16 protein-coding genes and 1 pseudogene are annotated in these 19215 nt (G+C 40.9%); 5 read left to right on the forward strand and 12 right to left on the reverse strand.

The genetic code is table 11. The features are described 5' to 3' along the window. Positions 1 to 351 precede the first annotated feature (351 nt). The 4 genes and pseudogenes from CYAN7822_RS39405 to CYAN7822_RS10910 all read right to left on the reverse strand — a co-directional run. Positions 352 to 1032: pseudogene (locus CYAN7822_RS39405) on the reverse strand (FAD/NAD(P)-binding protein); the annotation flags it as partial. A gap of 218 nt (positions 1033 to 1250) precedes the next feature. Next, positions 1251 to 2522 (reverse strand): glycoside hydrolase family 10-like protein, encoded by a 1272-nt coding sequence (locus CYAN7822_RS10900; RefSeq protein WP_013322318.1) that lies wholly within the window; start codon positions 2520 to 2522, stop codon positions 1251 to 1253. A gap of 83 nt (positions 2523 to 2605) precedes the next feature. Then, the gene (gene ruvX, locus CYAN7822_RS10905; protein WP_013322319.1) at positions 2606 to 3034 is read right to left on the reverse strand and encodes a Holliday junction resolvase RuvX; all 429 of its coding nucleotides are present in this window, start codon (positions 3032 to 3034) and stop codon (positions 2606 to 2608) included. Positions 3035 to 3052: 18 nt separating this feature from the next. Next, a complete protein-coding gene (locus CYAN7822_RS10910) occupies positions 3053 to 4315 on the reverse strand; it encodes a GNAT family N-acetyltransferase (RefSeq protein ID WP_013322320.1) in 1263 nt (420 codons plus the stop codon). 185 nt (positions 4316 to 4500) lie between these two features. On the opposite strand from CYAN7822_RS10910, the gene CYAN7822_RS10915 reads away from it, so the two are divergent. Then, a complete protein-coding gene (locus tag CYAN7822_RS10915) occupies positions 4501 to 4983 on the forward strand; it encodes a CYTH domain-containing protein (protein ID WP_013322321.1) in 483 nt (160 codons plus the stop codon). A gap of 2 nt (positions 4984 to 4985) precedes the next feature. Here the strand turns inward: CYAN7822_RS10915 and CYAN7822_RS10920 are convergent, their stop codons facing one another. The 3 genes from CYAN7822_RS10920 to CYAN7822_RS10930 form a co-directional block, all read right to left on the reverse strand. Further along, positions 4986 to 5588, reverse strand: coding sequence for a pentapeptide repeat-containing protein (locus CYAN7822_RS10920; RefSeq protein WP_013322322.1), 603 nt, complete (start codon positions 5586 to 5588; stop codon positions 4986 to 4988). A 75-nt stretch (positions 5589 to 5663) separates the two neighbouring features. Further along, positions 5664 to 7091, reverse strand: a complete 1428-nt coding sequence (locus CYAN7822_RS10925) for an HD domain-containing phosphohydrolase (RefSeq protein WP_013322323.1) — start codon at positions 7089 to 7091, stop codon at positions 5664 to 5666. A 105-nt stretch (positions 7092 to 7196) separates the two neighbouring features. After that, positions 7197 to 7895 (reverse strand): Uma2 family endonuclease, encoded by a 699-nt coding sequence (locus tag CYAN7822_RS10930; RefSeq protein ID WP_013322324.1) that lies wholly within the window; start codon positions 7893 to 7895, stop codon positions 7197 to 7199. 115 nt (positions 7896 to 8010) lie between these two features. Between CYAN7822_RS10930 and CYAN7822_RS10935 the strand changes: the two genes are divergently transcribed. Continuing rightward, entirely contained in the window at positions 8011 to 8538 is a 528-nt protein-coding gene (locus CYAN7822_RS10935; RefSeq protein WP_013322325.1) for a hypothetical protein, read from the forward strand. 235 nt (positions 8539 to 8773) lie between these two features. After that, entirely contained in the window at positions 8774 to 9316 is a 543-nt protein-coding gene (locus CYAN7822_RS10940; protein WP_013322326.1) for a pentapeptide repeat-containing protein, read from the forward strand. A 256-nt stretch (positions 9317 to 9572) separates the two neighbouring features. On the opposite strand, the gene CYAN7822_RS10945 is transcribed toward CYAN7822_RS10940, so the two are convergent. The 3 genes from CYAN7822_RS10945 to CYAN7822_RS10955 are packed head-to-tail and all read right to left on the reverse strand — an operon-like array spanning position 9573 to position 13402. Continuing rightward, positions 9573 to 11195 carry a DHA2 family efflux MFS transporter permease subunit gene (locus CYAN7822_RS10945; RefSeq protein WP_013322327.1) on the reverse strand — a complete coding sequence of 541 codons (1623 nt, stop codon included), beginning with the start codon at positions 11193 to 11195 and terminating at the stop codon, positions 9573 to 9575. Between the two features lie 44 nt (positions 11196 to 11239). Continuing rightward, positions 11240 to 12754, reverse strand: coding sequence for an HlyD family secretion protein (locus CYAN7822_RS10950; protein ID WP_013322328.1), 1515 nt, complete (start codon positions 12752 to 12754; stop codon positions 11240 to 11242). 24 nt (positions 12755 to 12778) lie between these two features. Next, a complete protein-coding gene (locus CYAN7822_RS10955; protein ID WP_013322329.1) occupies positions 12779 to 13402 on the reverse strand; it encodes a TetR/AcrR family transcriptional regulator in 624 nt (207 codons plus the stop codon). Between the two features lie 161 nt (positions 13403 to 13563). Here CYAN7822_RS10955 and CYAN7822_RS10960 point away from each other — a divergent pair, with 161 nt between their 5' ends. Then, positions 13564 to 15159: an Hsp70 family protein gene (locus tag CYAN7822_RS10960; protein ID WP_041933651.1), complete on the forward strand. Its 1596-nt coding sequence runs from the start codon at positions 13564 to 13566 to the stop codon at positions 15157 to 15159. Between the two features lie 395 nt (positions 15160 to 15554). After that, positions 15555 to 16715, forward strand: coding sequence for a M12 family metallopeptidase (locus tag CYAN7822_RS10965; protein WP_013322331.1), 1161 nt, complete (start codon positions 15555 to 15557; stop codon positions 16713 to 16715). Positions 16716 to 16857: 142 nt separating this feature from the next. On the opposite strand, the gene CYAN7822_RS10970 is transcribed toward CYAN7822_RS10965, so the two are convergent. Both CYAN7822_RS10970 and CYAN7822_RS10975 read right to left on the reverse strand, forming a co-directional pair. Then, positions 16858 to 18477 (reverse strand): alpha/beta hydrolase, encoded by a 1620-nt coding sequence (locus CYAN7822_RS10970; RefSeq protein ID WP_013322332.1) that lies wholly within the window; start codon positions 18475 to 18477, stop codon positions 16858 to 16860. A gap of 197 nt (positions 18478 to 18674) precedes the next feature. Further along, positions 18675 to 19196 (reverse strand): L,D-transpeptidase, encoded by a 522-nt coding sequence (locus CYAN7822_RS10975; protein ID WP_013322333.1) that lies wholly within the window; start codon positions 19194 to 19196, stop codon positions 18675 to 18677. Between the last annotated feature and the right edge of the window lie 19 nt (positions 19197 to 19215).

Genomic DNA, 19215 nt, shown 5'->3' on the forward strand with positions numbered 1-19215 from the left:
CTGTAACTGTCCCCGTTGCACTAAACTTTCTAAAATATCAGCAATTTCGGGGGCGATACGATGGCGATGAATATCCCAATAACATTTGAGGTGACGTAAAAAGCGTTTTTGTTCTTCTAGGGAAAGGTGCTGCCAAAGTTGTTGGGTTACCGGGCGCAGGGAATCTATAACTGCACGCCAATCTACACCCATTGAAGCGGCGGCTTTAACTTCTAGACGCACTTGACGCAGGAGTCTGCCAATGGTTTGAGGCGCATTCTCTACATCGATAAATCTTTGATAAGACGAGATAGCGGCTTGATGGCGTTGGGGGAGCAGTCCATGACGAGAAACGGCGTATATCGGCCCACGATGTCCTTGTTCATGCAAAGCGACTATCATGTCTACCATTGTCAACCCTGTACCGATTACCAGCACGGACGCTTCTGGGTCAAGATTTGTCGTCGCTTCCCAATACCAAGCTTGTTTCACTGAGCGATCACTCTTGACGAGATGACTAATAGAGGGCGGCAAATTCGAGGGAAAATTCCCCGTTGCTAAGACGATTTTGTCTCCATAGAGATGTTCATCGCTCTCAAAAGATACTACGGCCCCTTTGCCTAACGGTTGAATAGCGACCACTTCGGCGGTAATTTTCTCGAAATGGACATAGGGCGGGGCCTGCTTGAGGGCTTGTTCTAACGTTGTTTGTATATACTCCCCATATAGCCGCCGAGGGGCAAAACTCCTGCTCTGGATCTCAGGGTGGTTTTGCTGCTGTAACCACTCCATAAAATGGTCGGGTTGATCCGCATAGGCGCTCATTTTGCCGGCGCTGACGTTAAGCAAATGAGATTTGATCGGGGTAGCATAAGCGATTCCTTTACCTGGTTCTGGAGAGCGATCAATGAGTTTAATGATCATCGGGGTTTTGGCTTTTTGCAGCAGATGAGCCGCTACCATCGAACCACTAAAGCCGCCACCAATAATAATAATCGTGGACGGTAAAGGTATATTCGTTTTTCTTATGCTTTGGTTAAGTTGAGTATTCATATTAGTTTTTTTATTTATTATATTTTTTTTTAGGGAGAAGAAATATTTTTAAAGTTTATTTTTTCCATTATAGCCGAATAATTATTTTCAAAAAGTATCTTAAATAACTTCAATATTTCTTCTCTCTCAAAAGAACGAGCCTAGATTCTCTCAACCCAAAAAGAGGTGTTTTTAGACAAACTTTAGTTAATGATTATCCCCAACAACATAAAACTTATTTATGTAATTCCCGAGAATTTTAATTGCCTGTAGGTTAGCGGGCCAACTATCCCATCATTTTTTAAGCCATTAGCTTTTTGAAAAGCTGTAACAGCCGCTTTTGTCCGAAAGCCAAAATTTCCATTGAGCTTACCCCGATAAAAGCCTCGATTTTGTAAAAGCCGTTGTATTTCTTGAACATCATCTCCCCTCATTCCCGCACTGATAAAAATCTGTTCTGCATAATTTTTTGCCTGAAGAAATTGAGCAAGAGATTGAGCGTTAACATTTAACTCTTCAAAAAAGAAAAAAACTTCGCCGCGAATTCCTAAACGTCGATTAATAAGAATAGTTTGCCAAAGTTGCTCAGGAGAAATATGAAAATCTTGTGGTTTTCCAGGCGCATTTAATCGAATTAAAACCCCCGGAAAAAGTCGAGTTAAATCGTCAGGACTAAATTGTTTAAGGGTTGTCTCTACTAGAGCCTGATAGTCTTTTAAGGTTCTCCGATAGAGTTGAGGATGAATCACATCAACAATTTTTTGTCTTATCCAGGTGGGAGAATCTTGTAAATATTCATGATAACCAAAAGGATAGGGATGAGACGAGATAGAAACCAATAAATCATTTTTAATGGCTTTAACTTCTCGAGATAAATTACCCAAAAAATTCGTTAAAAGAGCGGCTCGCCATTGTAACCATTTTGCATCTTTAATATTTTGCGGGGGTTTAACACCTTGCTCGCTATAATATCGCGCCCGAGTTTTTTCATCATATCCCCCCTCACAGGGTAAAGCCGGTAAACGATCATCTCCTTGTACACCAGCAACATCATAATTACGAGCAACTTCTAGAACTAAACTTAATATAAAATTCTGCACTTCTGGCTCAAAAGCATTCATCCATTCAAAGCCATTTTTATTTAAGAGTTGATTATTGATATCTTTAGCCGCCCAATGGGGTTTACTGGCGATAATATGTCCGCCATTTTTTTGATATGAACAAGCAAAGCCATATTCAAACCAAGGAATAACATCGATGCCAACATTTTTGGCGGCTTCAATCACTTCTGCGAGGGGATCTCGCCCGGCAAAAGCCGGATCAATTTCTTGATTAAAGGTTTGAAGCATGACTTGAGAGGGATATTGAGTAAAGCCTTTATTCCAAACTACCGGAAAAACCGTATTAAATCCCGTATCAGCCAATAAATTCAGTGCATTAATAATATTTTGACGAGAATTTAATACCTCACTGCCTACATTAGTTAGCCACACGCCGCGAATGGTTTTCATGATTAATCTCTGTAGAAATGTTGCCGGCAACTTCTCTAGACTCGGGTTGAATTTTTTTTAATATAACTCATTACTGTTAACGGTTAACTGTTTGAGCGGCGCATATCTAACCACTGTTGTAAAATAATCGCGGCGGCTTGACGATCAATTAAACCTTTATTGCGAGTAGAAAAGCGTTTTTGAGCTTTTAACTCTTCTTCTGCTTGATAGGAAGTTAAGCGTTCATCCACGTATTCTATGGGTAATTGTAGAGCTTTACCGATTCTTGTGGCGTAATTTTGAACTTGTCTCGCTTGAGAACCTATATCCCCATTCATACAATAGGGTAAACCCACCACTAAGATTTTTGCTTCTCGTTGTTGTACTAATTGTTTGAGTTGTTCTACATCAGCGACAAAAGAACTTCTGACAATAGTAGTTAAGCCGGTAGCAATTAATCCTAATCCATCGCATCCAGCGACTCCAACGCGCCTTTTACCGACATCTAATCCTAATGCCGAAACTTTCTCCATCTTGATTAGTCCCACCCGTTATTGTTCAATATTTTTGCCTCCATTTTCGGTATTTTCCGGCGACTCAGGGGGTTTTTCTCCCGTAAAAGAGCGTTGATTTCCCGACTTATCTGGTTCATTTCTATTTTGCCCGGGATGAGAGACTTTTAACCAAGGACTAGGAATCGGTTGACGAGGGACCGGATGGAGTCCAGAAAAAACTTCACTTAATGGGATACCTTCGGGTTTGCTTTCTTTTAATTTATGCCAAACCGAACGAGACATCAATAAAGTATGCTCTACTCTTTGGGCTTGCAATTTTTCCAGATATTCTTCGCGTTCATGTTGATAGTCAGCCGAGACTAATTCTAGGGGAGTCAAGGGATATTTTTGGGCAATCCGCGCCATTTGAGTTAATAACTTAGGATATAACCAAGTGTAAGCCGGATGAACCGTTAACTTAGCTTTATGAGGCAAATTGCCGTTTTTAGATAAGGCCAGTTCAAAATACCCGATAGCGGCTTTGCGTTGGGGTTCAAAAACGTAGCCTCGAGACATTTCTATTTCTCCACACCAATTTTTCAGTTTATTGGCTAATGCTCGCGGGAAATTGGTTTTAAAATCTTGTGTATGGCGATCAAAGACTTGACGCAGTAGCGGCGGCATGGAAACACAATCTAACTGATAGAGCAAATGAGCATCAGCATTGCTAACCGGTAACAAGTTCGGTAAATCGGGTTCTGAGTGGGCTAATTGTTCTAATAACTGGGGAGACAAAGACCAATAACTCAACTCGGCTAAGGGTTGAAATCCATTTTGCCGATAGAGCGCGATAATATTTTTCTGATGAATATTAACTTCTATAACCCAAGTGCGAGCCTCCCAAATTTTCTCTAAGCAATAGCGCAGCAGATTAGAGGCTACCCCTCGAGGATCACTAAAAAATTCTAGATCGGATTGATCTTCTTTGATCAAAACTTGCTCTACTCGCCAAGTGCTGCGGCTACTATTAAAGGGAGCCACTTGAATCACGCCTCGAAGTTGAGTAGTGGAAGTTTGAGGCACTTCTTTATGAGCGACGTAAAATCCTAAATCATGCTGAAAAGGGTTAGGAAACCAACTCAGCAGTTTCAGAAGTCCATACCAACGCTGGACTTGTTGCAAATCTTGCTTAAAACTAGCCAACCCATCCTGCTGATTATCCAAAGAGTTATCTTGAGCTAAGTCTTTGATAGCTTCGATGTCTCGGTAGTATAAAGGCCGAATGGTGATTTTAGCCGTTTGGGGTGGAGATACGCTCATCTAAAAGTCCATTGGTCGCCTACTGTTTTATTCTAACGCTTTTAATAGCTCATTAAACAACCCTAGAAAATTGGATCAACTCTAAACAGACCAACTACTATAAGGCACGCCTGATCAATTTGCGATTGCTTCAGTTGACAGCACCTATATAATACAAATGTAATCTATCTACCCCGAGTGTAATTATGGGAATAGAAATCGAACGAAAATTTTTAGTCAAAGGCGATGGATGGCGCTCTCTAGGCTCTGGAACCATTTATCGTCAAGGATACATTACCACTGAAAATAAAATTAATACTGTTCGTGTTCGTCTTATCGGCGAGCAAGGATACTTAACCATTAAAGGAAAAACCACAGGAGCGACAAGAGCAGAATTTGAATATCCGATTCCCAAAGAAGATGCTTTATTTATGTTAGAAAACTTATGCGATCACCCATTAATAGAAAAAACTCGTTATAAGATAAAACAAGGGGAATTAATTTGGGAAGTAGATGAGTTTATGGGAGATAATCAAGGGTTAATTATCGCTGAAGTCGAATTAGAACAGGAAAATCAGGCAGTTGAGTTACCCAACTGGATTGGTCAAGAGGTAACGGGAAACCTTCAATATCACAATTCTAATCTGGTTAAGTATCCTTTTAAAAAATGGAAAGATGAACACAGATGAATCTAACCCAGGGAGGTTCCTTCTAGACAAGTATTGTCTAAAATAGCACCCTCTAAAAGCGTTTGCTCAAATTGAGCGCACAGTAAATTGGCTCGTGTCAGATTCGTTCCTCTACACACAGCCCCAAGAAAAATGGCTTCTTCGAGGTCTGCCCCTGATAAATCAGCCCCCGATAAATTCGCGCCGCTAAAATCCGCCTTGTTGATCATAGCGCCTACTAAGGTTGCTCCTCGTAAGTCGGCTCCGCGAAAATCCGCCCCAGTTAAGTCTACATGGCTTAAAATTGCGCCGCCGAGAAAAGCTCCGGCAAAGCTAATTTGAGAAACTTGTGCTTCCAATAAAATTGCCCCGCGTAGGTCGCCATTGCGAAAATCTGCGCCCATTAAATTAGCACCGGTGAGATCTGCCCCTTTTAAATTAGCTCTGAGGATTGCTCCTTGTAAGTTCGCACCCGCTAGAGAGGCACCTGTTAAATTAGCCTCTGATAAATCAGCCTCTGCCAATTCGGCACCGGCTAAATCTGCCCCAGCTAAATTACTCAGCCTAAGATTTTTGACTTTTCCTTTACGAATGGCGGCTAAATCCAATGTTTCTAAATTCCCCATTTTAATGCTCAATTACAATTAAAAAAGAACAAACCACTGATGAGAGTACAAACGTTGTAAACAACATCTCTTAGACTATGAACTGGTAAGTTCTGTCTCCTGACTCCTGTCTTTTGACTCCGGTTTTTTACCTTCTTCTAGCCATACACTAGGTAATTGCGAAGGACGAGTCGGTAATTGCATTAATCCCATCTCTGCTAGTCGAATAACCGTTGTTAAAGACTCTATCAGTGCTGGATCAAAACGAGTACCACTGTAGTTTTGACATTGTTCGAGGGCCTCTGTCAAATTGTAAGCCGCACGGTCGCCTCTGGGTTGAGTGAGTTCTTGAAAATAAGAGACTAATCCTAAAATACGGGCTTCGATGCTAATTTCTTCGCCTTTTAATCCGTTAGGTGTGCCACTTCCATCCCAATGTTCTAAATGATGTAGCACGATTTGTTGTATCGGGGCCAGTTCCGGCATTGTTGCCAATAGTTGTGCCCCTAAGACAGCACGTTTTCTCCAAAAACTATAATTAGTTTCATTTAATTGATGGGAGCTTTGAGAAAATACTTCACTAGGGGCCTGGGCTAACCCAATACGAAACAGTAACCCAGCTAATCGTAATCTTCGCAGTTTAAGCGTGGGTAAATCGATAATTTGTCCGAGAGTTTCTGATAAGGCGCTTACTTGGAGAGAGGCTACCGGATTATCTTTATCTCGTTCATCTACTCCTTGCGCCATTCGCAGGAAAGCTTGTAATTTGTTAGCCGCTAAATTGCGATTCATTTTCAGCGCTTGTCCTTCCAACTCTACCAATTCTCGGGTTTGACGAGTAATAGTAACTAGCTGCTGTTGGCTGGTTTGTAAATAACTAACAATCCTCGCCACAACACCACTGAGATCGGCCGGAGCGGCACTAGGCATCAGAGAGATTTCTTGATGTGAAGTGTGGAGTCTGTCGGCTAGGGTAGGATTATAAGGCCGAAATCTTTCTATTAAAATAGAGGCCGATTTTTCCACCAGCGTGCGATCAAAGGTCCATAACCCATAAAATTTTCGTTCTGTGTCTACAGTGGGTTGATTATCTGCGCGATATTCTTCCGGCGACAGTTCGTGACATAATACCATTGCCGCATAGTCACGAGCAACGATAATCAGATTCCATTCATTAACCAGACTATCACTGTCATCAAGATGAACCAAAGAGACATTATCTTCTTGTCCAGTTTTATGAGTGGCAAACCCGCTATCCGGCATCGCCGCAATGGCCACATGAGCGGAACACTGAGCCAGATCAAAATAGCGATCGGCTTCTTGTAAGTACCATTTCCCCTGTTGAAAAGTGACCAACACTAGGGGTTTTTGTGCTGAATTTTGGCTACTACTGAGCAGGATGTGGTCTTCTAAGGCATGGCAAAGGGCAACAAGGGTGTTTTTAAAATAAACGCCATAACTCGGAGGCAGTTGACCGTCGGGAAGAGAGGCTTTAAGTTGATTGAGAGTGGCTTCTGGTTGCATTGGGGGTGAATTGATGTACTGAAATCGCCTTTTATTGATTTTTGATCTTATTTCTCTAGGATAACTATAGCTGATTGCTTTAATCAGTCAAGCCCAATTTATTTGCTACTGAATCGTATCTGGATCGATTCCCAAGGAGCGCAAGTAGTTTTCTAACTTTTGGCTACGTTGTTGTGCTTGTTGGGTTTGTTCTTCTAGTGTTGGATATCTTTGCCCTTGTTGATTGTACCAATATAACCATTCTCGCTCTAATCGGTCATGATTTCCCCGCGAGCGTCCTATTCCTAAGCCTATTTCTGGCATCCAATAAGGTTCCCCTATCTGTCGCTGATATTCTCCATCAATTAAGCGATAGAGTTCAAAGGGTTCATGTCTATCTCTGAGCCAAAAATCGGGATTATAGATTAGGTAATATAACACCCCTAAACGGGCATAAATCTCCATTTTGCTTTCATACTCATTACCTGGGGTTTCTGAGACTACTTCTAGGACGAATTGAGGGACTATTTCTTTTTCTTCCCAAACGACATAACTTTTGCGAAGTTTATTACCTCTGATGCGATCTACGCCCAAACTGAGAAACCCATCGGGAACAATAGGAACTCTAGGATTAACGCCTGTAGCATGATAAAGTCCCATATTTACGCCAAAAAACCAATTATTTCGAGTCGTCCAAATAAAGCTGAGAATAAAGCGCAGAAAATTAGGGACTAGGATATGTAATTCGTTATCCACTGGTAAATTATCGGTTTCGGGTAATTCCTCGCTACTGGGTAAGCGAACTTTGGGGTCATATTGTACCATGATAAGGGCTGAATTATCTGCTTGATTATCTATTCTCTTTGTTAATTCTAACGTAACTAATGACTGTTGACTATTGACCAATGACTAATGACTATTGACTAATGACTATTGACTAATGACTTATTTAATTTGTCCGGGTATTCATGACCCTCAATTAACCAATAATTTTCTGGAAGCCTTGAAACAACAAAGGATTAATTTAACTCCTCTGTTAGTTTTACCTGTGGATCGTTATCCCACTTTCTCGGCGTTTCATATCGTTGATTTTTTACAACAAGAATATAAAAATAACCCCTTTAAACAATTAACTTTCATTAGTTTTAGTGCTGGTGTAGTGGGGGCTATTGGTGCGGCTTGGCGTTGGCGGCAACAGGGCAAACAAGTACGGGCCTTGATTGCTGTTGATGGGTGGGGCGTGCCTCTGTGGGGAGATTTTCCTATTTATCGTCTCTCTCATGATTCATTTACCCATTGGAGTTCTGCTCTTTTGGGAGAAGGACAAGAAAGTTTTTATGCTGATCCGCCTGTAGAGCATTTAGACTTATGGCGGGCACCTCAAGCCGCTACCGGCTGGCAGATCCGAAAAAACCATCGCTCTTGGACGACTGCTAGTAGTTTTCTCGGCCGTTTGCTCAGTTCTTAAGGATAATTTAACTTTTTCTCAAACCTTCTTTCTGTTTCGGGTTTAGTCCTCACTGAGTAAACATACTTGCTTGAATTTGTCAAGTAAAATCTATACAATTGGGTCATAAATTTATGACATTGATGAGCGCATTTTCGAGAAACGAACCTAGATAAGTCTAGAAGTTTGACTATTTCTAGGTTTTTCCCTAAGAGAATATGGAATTTTAATAACTTGTAAAGGAGGCAATACCTCAATGAATATACAAGAATTACTCAAACGTTATAAAGCCAAAGAACGCGATTTTCAGGGAAGCAATTTACATCAAGCCAATTTAGAAGGAGCTAACTTACAAAGGATTAATTTAACTCGCGCTGATTTAAGCGGCGCTGATTTGAGTGAAGCTGATTTAAGTGGAGCTTGTTTGATGCAAGCAAATCTAACGGATGCCGACTTACTCAAAGCTCATTTAGTGGGTGCAAATTTAGTAGAAATTAACCTCATTGGTGCAGATTTAAGAGAAGCCAATTTATCGGGAGCCGATCTAACTAAAGCTGACTTACGTTGTGCTAATTTAACTGGAGCTAATTTAACGGGAGCCAATTTGAGAGAAGTCAATCTTGATGGGGCTAACTTAATGGGTGCTAACCTAACAGATGCTCAAATCATCAACACGGATTTAAATATGGCAGATAACCTAGAAGCCGGACATTGTGGAGATGATATGTGTCATACTCCCCTACCAGCGCGTTCACCGAATTGGGTAAGTTGGTCAGGGGAAAAGATGGGTCAAAATTGACCATTTTTTGAATTTTCAATTCACCGAAAAATTTTTGCAGCGAGCAATTACAGAGACAAACTCTCACTCAATAGACTTCTTGCAGAAGTCGGGAAAAGGGGAAAGGGGAAAGGGGAAAGGCTTGATCCTTTATTCGTTTTCTTCAAAAATGATGATTTGTGCAAGAGATCTAAGAAAATTTAGTAGCCTTGAATCAGTGGCGGTTTTAAGCTTCCACTGATTAATTTTTCTGAGTAAATGCTATTAGATAAAAAATTTAATGGGCGGCTGGTGCTTTGCTGCTGGCTCCTCCTTTACCTAGAAATAGCAATAACGGTAAAGAACACAAAAATATAAGACCCACAAAGCGAAAAATATCAGCAAAAGATAAAATCGCCGCTTGGATATTGACCAATTGCTGAAGCGATGCAAGGGCTTGTTGATGAGCGCTACCGGCATCCGAACCCCGGCTCATAAATAAGCTCGTAAGAACCTTCAGTCGTTCATGAGTTTCTAAATCATAAGGAGTGAGTTTTGCCAGCAAGATGGTTTGGTGAAATGCTTCTCGCTGCTGGAGCAAAGTAGTTAGTATAGCAATTCCAATACTCCCGCCCAGTTGACGACTCAAATTATAAAAACCCGAGGCGGCAGAAATATCTTGTTTTGGGATAGGGCCTAAACAGGCCAGACTCAGAGGCAGAAACATTAAAACCGTTGTTGCACCACGCCAAACCAGCGGCCAAAATAAATCATCAGTACCGGTTTGAGGAGTGATGGTTGCTAGATTAAACATAACGGCGGAGGTACCCACTGCCCCAAGACCAATTAAAATGCGGGCATCTACCTTACCTGACATTTTACCGAGTATAATCATCACAATCGCTGAAGCTAAAGCACCTGGAGCAAGTAAATCGCCGGTTTGTGTGGCCGAAAATCCGAGTACCCCTTGAGCAAATAACGGTACAGCAAACAAGGCCCCATAAAGTCCCATCCCTAAAATACCCGAGTAAAGACTACCGGCTGCCAGAGATTTATGCTTCAACACTCGCAGATCAACCGCCGGTGCTTTAATATTCAGTTCTCGCCAAATAAACAGCACCAATCCCACTACGCCCGTAATGGCTAGGGTAGTAATAAAACTCGACTCAAACCAATCATTTCTTTCTCCTTCTTCTAAAAAAGCTTGGCAACTGCCCACCGAGACGGCTAATAAGGCAATTCCCCACCAATCGACGGGCTGTTGAGTTTTGTTCACTTTGGGAGGATCAGGACGTAAAAAGATCATCGACATCGCTATGGCCACTAACCCGATGGGGAGATTGATAAAAAAGATCCATCGCCACCCGAGATTATCCGTAAGGTAGCCGCCTAAAGTCGGGCCGATGGCCGGTCCGGCAATCACACCAACACCAAACACAGATTGAGCTACGCCTTGTTCGGCGGGAGGAAAGCTTTCAAAGAGAATTGCTTGCGCTTTGGCTAATAGTCCACCGCCAAATAATCCTTGCAGTATTCGGGCAATAACCAGGATAGCGAGATTGGGGGATAAACCACACAGCACTGAGGCGAAGGTAAAACCCACCATAGAAAAGACAAAATAGGTTTTTTTGCCGAAAAAATCCCCTAGCCAAGCTGAAAGAGGAATAAGAATCACATTAGCGATGGCGTAACCTGTAGCGACCCAAGCAATTTCTGTAATAGTTGCTCCGAGGGTGGTTTGAATATCGGTTAAAGCAACGTTGATGATGCTGGTATCGATGACTTCTAAAATTGCCCCTAATGAGGCCGTCACGGCGATCGCCCATTTCCGAGGGCCTTGAACATATCCACCGGCATCATAAACCAGGTCTTTTGATTTTTTTGAGAGTTTAGTTTTTGACGAGAATTGATTAGTAGCCATTAAAAATAGAATAAAAAAATAAGTTTTTGCCTTTTGCCTCGTTTTTACCTCTTGTCCTTGGCTGTATTTACCGTGACTTTAACGTTTAATCCGGGTCTAAGCTTGTGTTGGGGATCGGCATTGCGGTTAAAGACTAAGCGGACGGGAACCCATTGAACGACTTTATTAAAGTTCCCCGTAGCATTGTCCGGAGGAATCAGAGCAAAACTTGCACCGGTTGCGGGGCTAATACCTGCAATTGTGGCGTGGAACTTTTCTTGTGGGTAAGCATCCACTTCAATGTCTGCTGGTTGCCCGATGTGTAACTTGCCTAATTGCGTTTCTTTAAAGTTTGCTTGCACATATACCCGCTCGGTTTGTAAAGGAACTACTGATAATAAAGGTTGCTCGGGCTGGACTTTTTGCCCCATTTGTGCTGTCAATTGACCAATGGTTCCTTTAATGGGAGATTTAATCAGCGTGTATTTTAACTGTTGACGGGCAAGGGCTAAAGCCGCCTTAGCCTGTTCCACTTGCGCCTGTGCTTCTTGCTGTTGGTCGGTTTGCACGGTTACCGTTTGCCCGGATACTTGGGTTTCAGCTACTTGCCCTCGGGCGGCTTCTACCTGAGCCTGTGCTTGTTTGAGTTGGGCTTGAGCGTTTTTAACTTCGGCTTGTGCTTGAGCAACGGTTTTATTAGTTGCGGCTAAATGGGAGCGAGCATCTTCATAGGCCGCCCGCGCTGTATCAAATTGTTGTGCTGAAACGGCCCCTTGTTCGTAAAGAAATTCGTAGCGGCGGAAGTCGGCCAGGGTTTTGTTCACCAGTGTTTGGGCCTGAGCGACATTTGCCTGCTCGGTTTCAACTTTTGCCTGCATTTGATGAACATTAGCCTGTTCGGCGCTAACCGCAGACTGACTTGAGGCGAGCTTAGACTGAGCTTGTTGCACTTGCGTTGGGTTGGTTTGACGAGTAACGCTGACTGTATCTCTAGCGGTTTTTAAATGAGCTTGAGCCGCTCTTAAATTGGCTTGTGCCTGTTGTATTTTCAGATTTAAATCTTGGTCTTCAAGTATAATTAAAATCTGTCCGGCTTCTACCGGGTCACCGTCTTCAATTAAAACTTGTTGAACAGTGGCAGAAATTTTAGCAGAAATGGGAGATAGATGTCCCTGAATTTGGGCGTTATCAGTGGTGACATGGGTTTGTCCAAATTGCCACCATCGCCAACCCCATAGACCCCCCACACCAAAAAGGCTAAGGGTGATCAGTAACATCAAGCCTCGTTTAACAAGAGATTTTAAAGGATTTTTTTCTTGATTTTGCTGCGGGTCTTCTTCAAGGCCCGGGTCTTTAAATGTAACAGTATCTTCGTTTTTTATAGGGAGATTTTTTTGTTCGTTGGGCTTTAATTTTGTTTCATTACCTTCGCTGGCTATTGATGAGGTGGATTCAATTTGATCCTCATAGGTCGTCTGTGAAGATTGTTGAGGGTTTCGTTCCAATTGAGTCTTTTTGCCGTTGGATACAGGGGATGATTCTAGCTGGATTGAATTATTTGTTAATGGTTCTGGCTTCATGTTACGTTACTTTCGCTATAATTTTTAACTCAATGAATTCGAGGAAACCGAGGCTTGAATATTCCTAACAAATAACTCTACACAGGCTTCTAAATAATGCTCAGGAGTGTAATCACGAGGAATCGATGAGACGTGGCGGCGTAACATTCCAGCTAATAACATTCCCGTAAACTGATCGACGGCTAAGGGACATTCTAGATCACTGCGAACAGTTCCTCGTTCTATCCCATTTTGAAGATATTTGATCAGCTTTTCTCGTAGAGGCAGAATAGATTGCTGAAAGACTTGCAGCGCTTCTTGGGGATGACGCTTGGCTTCGCCGATAAACATTCGGATCAGTGCTTCGTATTTTTCGATCATCTGATCGTAAAGTTGGGCATAATGCAGCAAATCACGCCATAAATCTTGTGTCCATTCCTCTTGCTGGCTAAGGGCTTGTATTTCTAATGTCTTGATCTGTTCAGCTACCGTTGCTAGAAGTTGCTCTTTGCTCGGGAAATGTCGAAATAAGGTGACTTCGCTTACCTCCGCTACACGCGCAATTTCACGGGTTGTTGCTCCTGTGATTCCCTCGGCGGCAAAAACTTCGATAGCGGCTTTGATTAGGCGATCGCGTGTCTGTGTCTTTCCTGGTGATAAATTAGTCATTTATATTGTGTAAGTGCTTACTTACTTATAGTAAAACATGATTTAGTCAAAAATGACTAATGACTAATGACTATTGACTAATGACTGTTGCTAAAGGAGCGAAATCCCTGCTACCTTATCAATATCCTTTTTTTCAGTCTAACTGTATAAGAACGACAACAGTGTCCTACGCTATCGATTTCGGAACGAGTAACACCGTTATCACCCGTTGGAACCCCGTTACCCAACAACCTGAAACCATTAATCTTTTAGGATTCTCTCAACAATTGGGAGACAATCCTCCGTTGATTCCTAGTTTAGTTTATGTCGAAGATGCGAGTCAGGGTAAAGTCATTGTAGGACAAACGATCCGAGATCGCGGTTTAGACTTAACTAACGATGCGCGATTCTTTCGCAGTTTTAAACGAGGGATAGGGGCACCCATTCAAGGGTTTTTACCCGAATTAGATGAGAAAGTGGTCACCTTTGAAATGGTGGGAGAATGGTTTTTAAATAGCCTGATTGGACAATTACAACCAGAAACCTCTCAAACCCCTAATTCCTTAGTGTTAACTGTTCCGGTGGATAGTTTTGAGACTTACCGTCATTGGTTAACTCAAGTTTGTCAGGGTTGGAATATTGAACAAGTCAGAATTATTGATGAACCCACTGCCGCCGCGTTAGGGTATGGGACAACCGATGAAAGCTTGTTGCTAGTGGTAGATTTTGGCGGCGGAACCATTGATTTATCTTTGGTACAGTTGGATTTAGGAACGAAACAAAAGTCTCAGGGGTTTATTCTCAAATGGGGAGAAAAATTATTAGGGACGAGTTCAGGACAAAAAGCCAAACTTGCTAGGGTGTTAGCCAAAGCCGGAGCGAATTTGGGAGGCAGTGATCTAGATTATTGGTTAGTAGATTATTTTCATCAAACGCAAGATTTACCGAAATCTCCTTTAACCACTCGTTTAGCAGAAAAATTAAAAATACAATTATCTTCCCAAACAGAAGCGACAGAAGTGTATTTTAATGATGAAACTTTAGATAGTTATGAGTTGGAATTAAACCGGCAGCAGTTTGAGGAAATCCTCAGACAGCAACAATTTTTTGCTCAACTTGATGAATTAATGACGCAAGTGTTGCAACAGGGAAGACGCAACGGCATAGAAGTATCAGATATAGATGCTGTGTTGTTAGTGGGGGGTACAGTGCAGGTCCCATCGGTGCAAAAATGGGTGAGGGAGTATTTTGAGGAAAGTAAAATTAAATGTGATCGTCCCTTTGAGGCCATTGCTCTTGGGGCTTTACAGTTAGCACAGGGATTTCAAGTCAAAGACTTTCTCTATCACAGTTATGGTATCCGTTACTGGAATAGTCGCAGAAACTGTCACAGTTGGCATAGCATTATTAAATCAGGGCAACCTTACCCCATGAGTGAACCGATCGAATTAGTTTTAGGAGCATCAGTAGACAATCAGCCTTCGATTGAATTAATTATCGGAGAATTGGGTGCAGAAACCGGAGCAACAGAGGTTTATTTTGATGGCGATCGCTTAATCACTCGTGCGGTTGGGGGAGGAGATACCGTAGTACAACCCCTTAATGATAGAGAAGGGGCGCGGACAATTGCTAGATTAGATCCTTTAGGGTATCCCGGAAGTGATCGCGTTAAAATTCAATTTTGGATCGATGAGCGGCGAAATTTACGAATTAATGTAGAGGATTTGTTAACACAGCAATACTTATTAACCAATCAAATTGTCGCCCAGCTAAGTTGAACTATTACATAACAATTGTAATTTATCTTGGATAACTTTTTATCCAGTTTAAGATTTGTTGCAAAATTCGCTGTTCTTTTAATTTTTATATATCATTGATATCAATTAAGATATAAGTTTCTCTAACCTAACTGCCTAAGTATAATTTTTAAAAATCCTACCGTTGACTAAGTAACAGTTTTTGAAAAAAGATTACTTTTACAAAGGAGCAGTAGGGGGCTAATTTTTACGCGGTTTTCTTTTTGCAAACCCAGAAAAATGAACAGTATGGTCAGTTTTAGGGTGGTGTAATAAATCTGTTGATGTTCGGTTTTAAAAAGCCTCAGATTTATCAATTTCGATTCGCTACCTATTGATGGGTTATGCTCGATTAATTGACTTTGGAGGAATTTGTCATGACTGAGATTTTACAAATCGGCTCTTCTCAACTTGAGCAATTAATAAAACGAATTGAAAACATTGAAAGCAAGCTGGGAATCCAACGCGAGTCAAAGGATGCGACGCATCCAGCTAACGAAGCACTAAAATATTGTTCACTGCCAAAAGTTCCGCCACAGACATTTAATTCGAACGTGTCGTTGGATCGTGTGCGGCTGATCCAATTAATCTCAAAGAAGTGGGTCAATGGGACAAAATTACGTTATTATTTTTTCGAGAAAGGTGACTATGCGGCAGGAAACGACCAGAAGGATATTGTCCGGCAGGGATTTGAGGAGTGGAAAAAAGTAGGGATTGGCATCAAGTTTGAGGAAGTTCGAAGCATGAGCGAGGCAGAGATACGAATCGGATTTCTGCAAGGAGATGGAGCTTGGTCTTATATTGGGCGTGATATCCTCACTATTCCTAAACAAGGCGAGCGAACCATGAATTTCGGCTGGGATCTTCGCACTGATCCCCGTAGAGTAGATGTTCCAGTTCACGAGATCGGTCACACATTGGGTTTCCCTCATGAACACCAAAACCCGTTTGCAGGTATCGTATGGAACGAAGAGGCCGTTTACAGATATTTTGGTGGGCCTCCCAATAAATGGGACCGAGAGACAACGTTTTTTAATATTCTCCAAAAGCTTGCACCCGGAGAAGTCCAAGGCACACAGTGGGACCCCAATTCAATTATGCATTACGCTTTTGCGGCAGGACTCATTGACCGCCCCGAACAGTATCGCAACGGATTAAACCCTGCCGGCGGACTTTCTGAGCGAGATTTGCAGCAGGCAAAATTCTTCTATCCCCCACTTGATGAATCAAGTTATCCAGAATTAAAAGCTTCCCATTCGGAAGTTCTTTCGCTTGCTCCTGCTGAACAAAAGAACTTTGTGATCAACCCTCCTGCCACCCAAAGCTATACAATTCAGACGTTTGGAAAATCGGATACAGTCATGGTTCTTTTTGAGGATATCAATGGTGACCTGAAGTATGTCGACGGCGATGACGACAGTGGCACAGACACTAATGCACAAATCAATGTTCGGCTTTATAAAGGTCGGCGGTATGTGCTGAGAATTCGTTTATACTCTAACTTTTCTACTGGCGAAACCTCAGTAATGTTTTGGTAAACTTTAGTTCGACATTTAGCAAGAGACAGGAGAAGAATTGAGACTTTAAAGGGTTTTTATGGCTAAAAATTCTTATAAAATCAAGTATTCTGACTCCTGACTCTTTCGATCCTTCCGTCAATTCCTGACATCAAACTTAGGTTTAAACACTAGCTTCTAAATGGTGAAACCAACGGGAGCGAAGGGTTGACACAATTAAAAATATCGGTAAGAAAACCGTTTTTATCAACAAAATACCGAAAATATTTGGCATTTCTAATGCTTCTCTTAGCAGACCTTCTCGCCATCTTATGATAATTATTATAGTTAAAACTATACCTAATAATGCTAAAGTTATTCCTTCTTGACGAGATAACCTACCTAACCCCAATCTAAATGGCTGACGCAACCAATTAATTATACTAATACTTATAAATTCTAAAAAATTTAATATTTTTGTAGGGAATAGCGTTTCAATCATTAAAAGAATACCAAATAGCCAACTAATGCTTAAACTATAGCTATAATTAGGCGTTAAAACTAATCGTATTTTTAAAATAAAATTGTAACTTATGAAAAAAACAAATTGGATAAAAAATCTTGGTAAATCAATTAAATAATGAGGACGAGAGACGATTTCTGGAATATTTGAAAAAACAGTAATTATAAAAATAATTGTTAGAAATAATCCGACATATAATGAAGCTATTTTGATTTTTTTTATAAATAAATGTTTATTTTGGTTAGCATAATTAGTCAAAAATAACAAGATAGCTAAAAAATAAATGACCAAACTACTCCAGTCAGCATCTAAAATTTTGCTGTTACTTGATAACCATAGAATTAGTATTAAAATTCCGAGACTTCGGCTCCATAAAGGTTTATTATAAAGACAATGAATGCCCCAAATTAAACTTCCTATAAAAACGCAAAGTTGAGCAATAATAAAACTATGTATTTTTAAGGATAAAACCTGAGTATTAGTTAGATTTAAAGCTTTTATTGTCCATAAAATAATTTTTTCAATTAGATAAGGATCAAATGGGGCAGTGAAATGATCGGCAGTAGGAGAAATCAGAAATTGACGAGCCGTTCCTGATGCAAAATCCCCGCAGATCTCCATATAATTACATTCTACTTGGGAAGGTAACGCTGATTTAAAAACTTCTTTCAATTGACGAATAGGGTTTAATTCTTCATATAAGCCAACTGCAAATAATAAATTAGATGGAAAGTTATGATTGACTTCACTCCCAAAACTCAAGGATACAGTTGATTTAATATTTGGATGGTTTTGAGAAAATATTAAAGCGGTATTTCCCCCCATTGAATGACCAACAATAGCTATTTTGTTAAGATCAAATAGTCGGTTATTGGTTTGAATATAATCAAAAATAGCTTGAGTATCTTCTTGAGTGGTAACGCTTAACTGTTCAAGTAGGTTCTTAGATTTTTCTAAGGAATAAGACTCGCCAAATCCCCCAAAATCAAACGCAATTGCTGCTAGTCCTGAACGAGCAAATTCTACAGCTAATAAGTGAGAGTGTTGCTTAGAATTAGTAATGCCATGACATAATATCACTACCGGTAAAGGGACTTTAGCCATCTTTGGCGTATAAAGTTTACCTACTATTTTTTCTTGATTTTTATTGATAATTGTTAGGGTTTGTATATTCAGATTAGTATAAGGATTAAATACTACACTTAGGGTAATCCCCAGAGTTAGCAAAATTAACCCTAGCCAAATTCCCCGCTTAAGTTGGTTTTTTAGTGCCATCAGCATAACACGATCGCCTATATGAACTATATTCCTAGTATTCCCAGCTAAGATTATTTACTATCTACACCCACCGTTAAAATTTCATTAATATTTTGTTTAAATAATTAAGAAAAACTCTACTTTGTTAATTTAAATCTAACTCAAGACCAAGAACAAGTAAGGAATTTTAACATTTTGGTGGGCCTTACCCACCCAAAAAATTAATCATGAATGACTACCGGCGTTCCTATAGAAGACCATTTATACAACCATTCAGCATGATCAACCGCTACATTAATACAACCATGACTAACCGGCGTGCCAAATTTATTATGCCAGTAAGCCCCATGAATCGCATAGCCGCCTTGATAATACATGGCATAAGGAACATTAGGAACATCATAATCCGGTCCCCGCATCCGATCTAAAGAACGCATAATTTTTACATTAAAGACACCCGGAAGGGTAGGAGTTTCTTTCTTACCTGTGGAAACAATCACCGCATAAACCGGCTTTTTCCCTTCCCAAGCAATTAACCTTTGAGAAGATAGATCGATTTCTATCCATCGATTTTCTGAGGCTTTGAGGGCCACTATTTTTTCATTGATAGTATCTTGCGGCGATTGGGCTAAACTGGGTAAAGGAGTTAATCCCATCCCAACCGTTGTTAAAGTCAGTAACAGACTTGCTAAGACTGCTTTCCCAGAGAAAAATAGAGTGTTGTGTGAGTGTGACTTGATCATAATATCTTCCCTTTTCTTG

This window comes from Gloeothece verrucosa PCC 7822 (assembly GCF_000147335.1).
GTDB lineage: Bacteria > Cyanobacteriota > Cyanobacteriia > Cyanobacteriales > Microcystaceae > Gloeothece > Gloeothece verrucosa.

Bases quoted from the DNA above. Each gene is read 5' to 3' on its own strand.
- CYAN7822_RS10900 (WP_013322318.1), bottom strand. From the start codon at position 2,522: ATGAAAACCATTCGCGGCGTGTGGCTAACTAATGTAGGCAGTGAGGTA.
- ruvX (WP_013322319.1), bottom strand. From the start codon at position 3,034: ATGGAGAAAGTTTCGGCATTAGGATTAGATGTCGGTAAAAGGCGCGTT.
- CYAN7822_RS10910 (WP_013322320.1), bottom strand. From the start codon at position 4,315: ATGAGCGTATCTCCACCCCAAACGGCTAAAATCACCATTCGGCCTTTA.
- CYAN7822_RS10915 (WP_013322321.1), top strand. From the start codon at position 4,501: ATGGGAATAGAAATCGAACGAAAATTTTTAGTCAAAGGCGATGGATGG.
- CYAN7822_RS10920 (WP_013322322.1), bottom strand. From the start codon at position 5,588: ATGGGGAATTTAGAAACATTGGATTTAGCCGCCATTCGTAAAGGAAAA.
- CYAN7822_RS10925 (WP_013322323.1), bottom strand. From the start codon at position 7,091: ATGCAACCAGAAGCCACTCTCAATCAACTTAAAGCCTCTCTTCCCGAC.
- CYAN7822_RS10930 (WP_013322324.1), bottom strand. From the start codon at position 7,895: ATGGTACAATATGACCCCAAAGTTCGCTTACCCAGTAGCGAGGAATTA.
- CYAN7822_RS10935 (WP_013322325.1), top strand. From the start codon at position 8,011: ATGACTTATTTAATTTGTCCGGGTATTCATGACCCTCAATTAACCAAT.
- CYAN7822_RS10940 (WP_013322326.1), top strand. From the start codon at position 8,774: ATGAATATACAAGAATTACTCAAACGTTATAAAGCCAAAGAACGCGAT.
- CYAN7822_RS10945 (WP_013322327.1), bottom strand. From the start codon at position 11,195: ATGGCTACTAATCAATTCTCGTCAAAAACTAAACTCTCAAAAAAATCA.
- CYAN7822_RS10950 (WP_013322328.1), bottom strand. From the start codon at position 12,754: ATGAAGCCAGAACCATTAACAAATAATTCAATCCAGCTAGAATCATCC.
- CYAN7822_RS10955 (WP_013322329.1), bottom strand. From the start codon at position 13,402: ATGACTAATTTATCACCAGGAAAGACACAGACACGCGATCGCCTAATC.
- CYAN7822_RS10965 (WP_013322331.1), top strand. From the start codon at position 15,555: ATGACTGAGATTTTACAAATCGGCTCTTCTCAACTTGAGCAATTAATA.
- CYAN7822_RS10970 (WP_013322332.1), bottom strand. From the start codon at position 18,477: ATGCTGATGGCACTAAAAAACCAACTTAAGCGGGGAATTTGGCTAGGG.
- CYAN7822_RS10975 (WP_013322333.1), bottom strand. From the start codon at position 19,196: ATGATCAAGTCACACTCACACAACACTCTATTTTTCTCTGGGAAAGCA.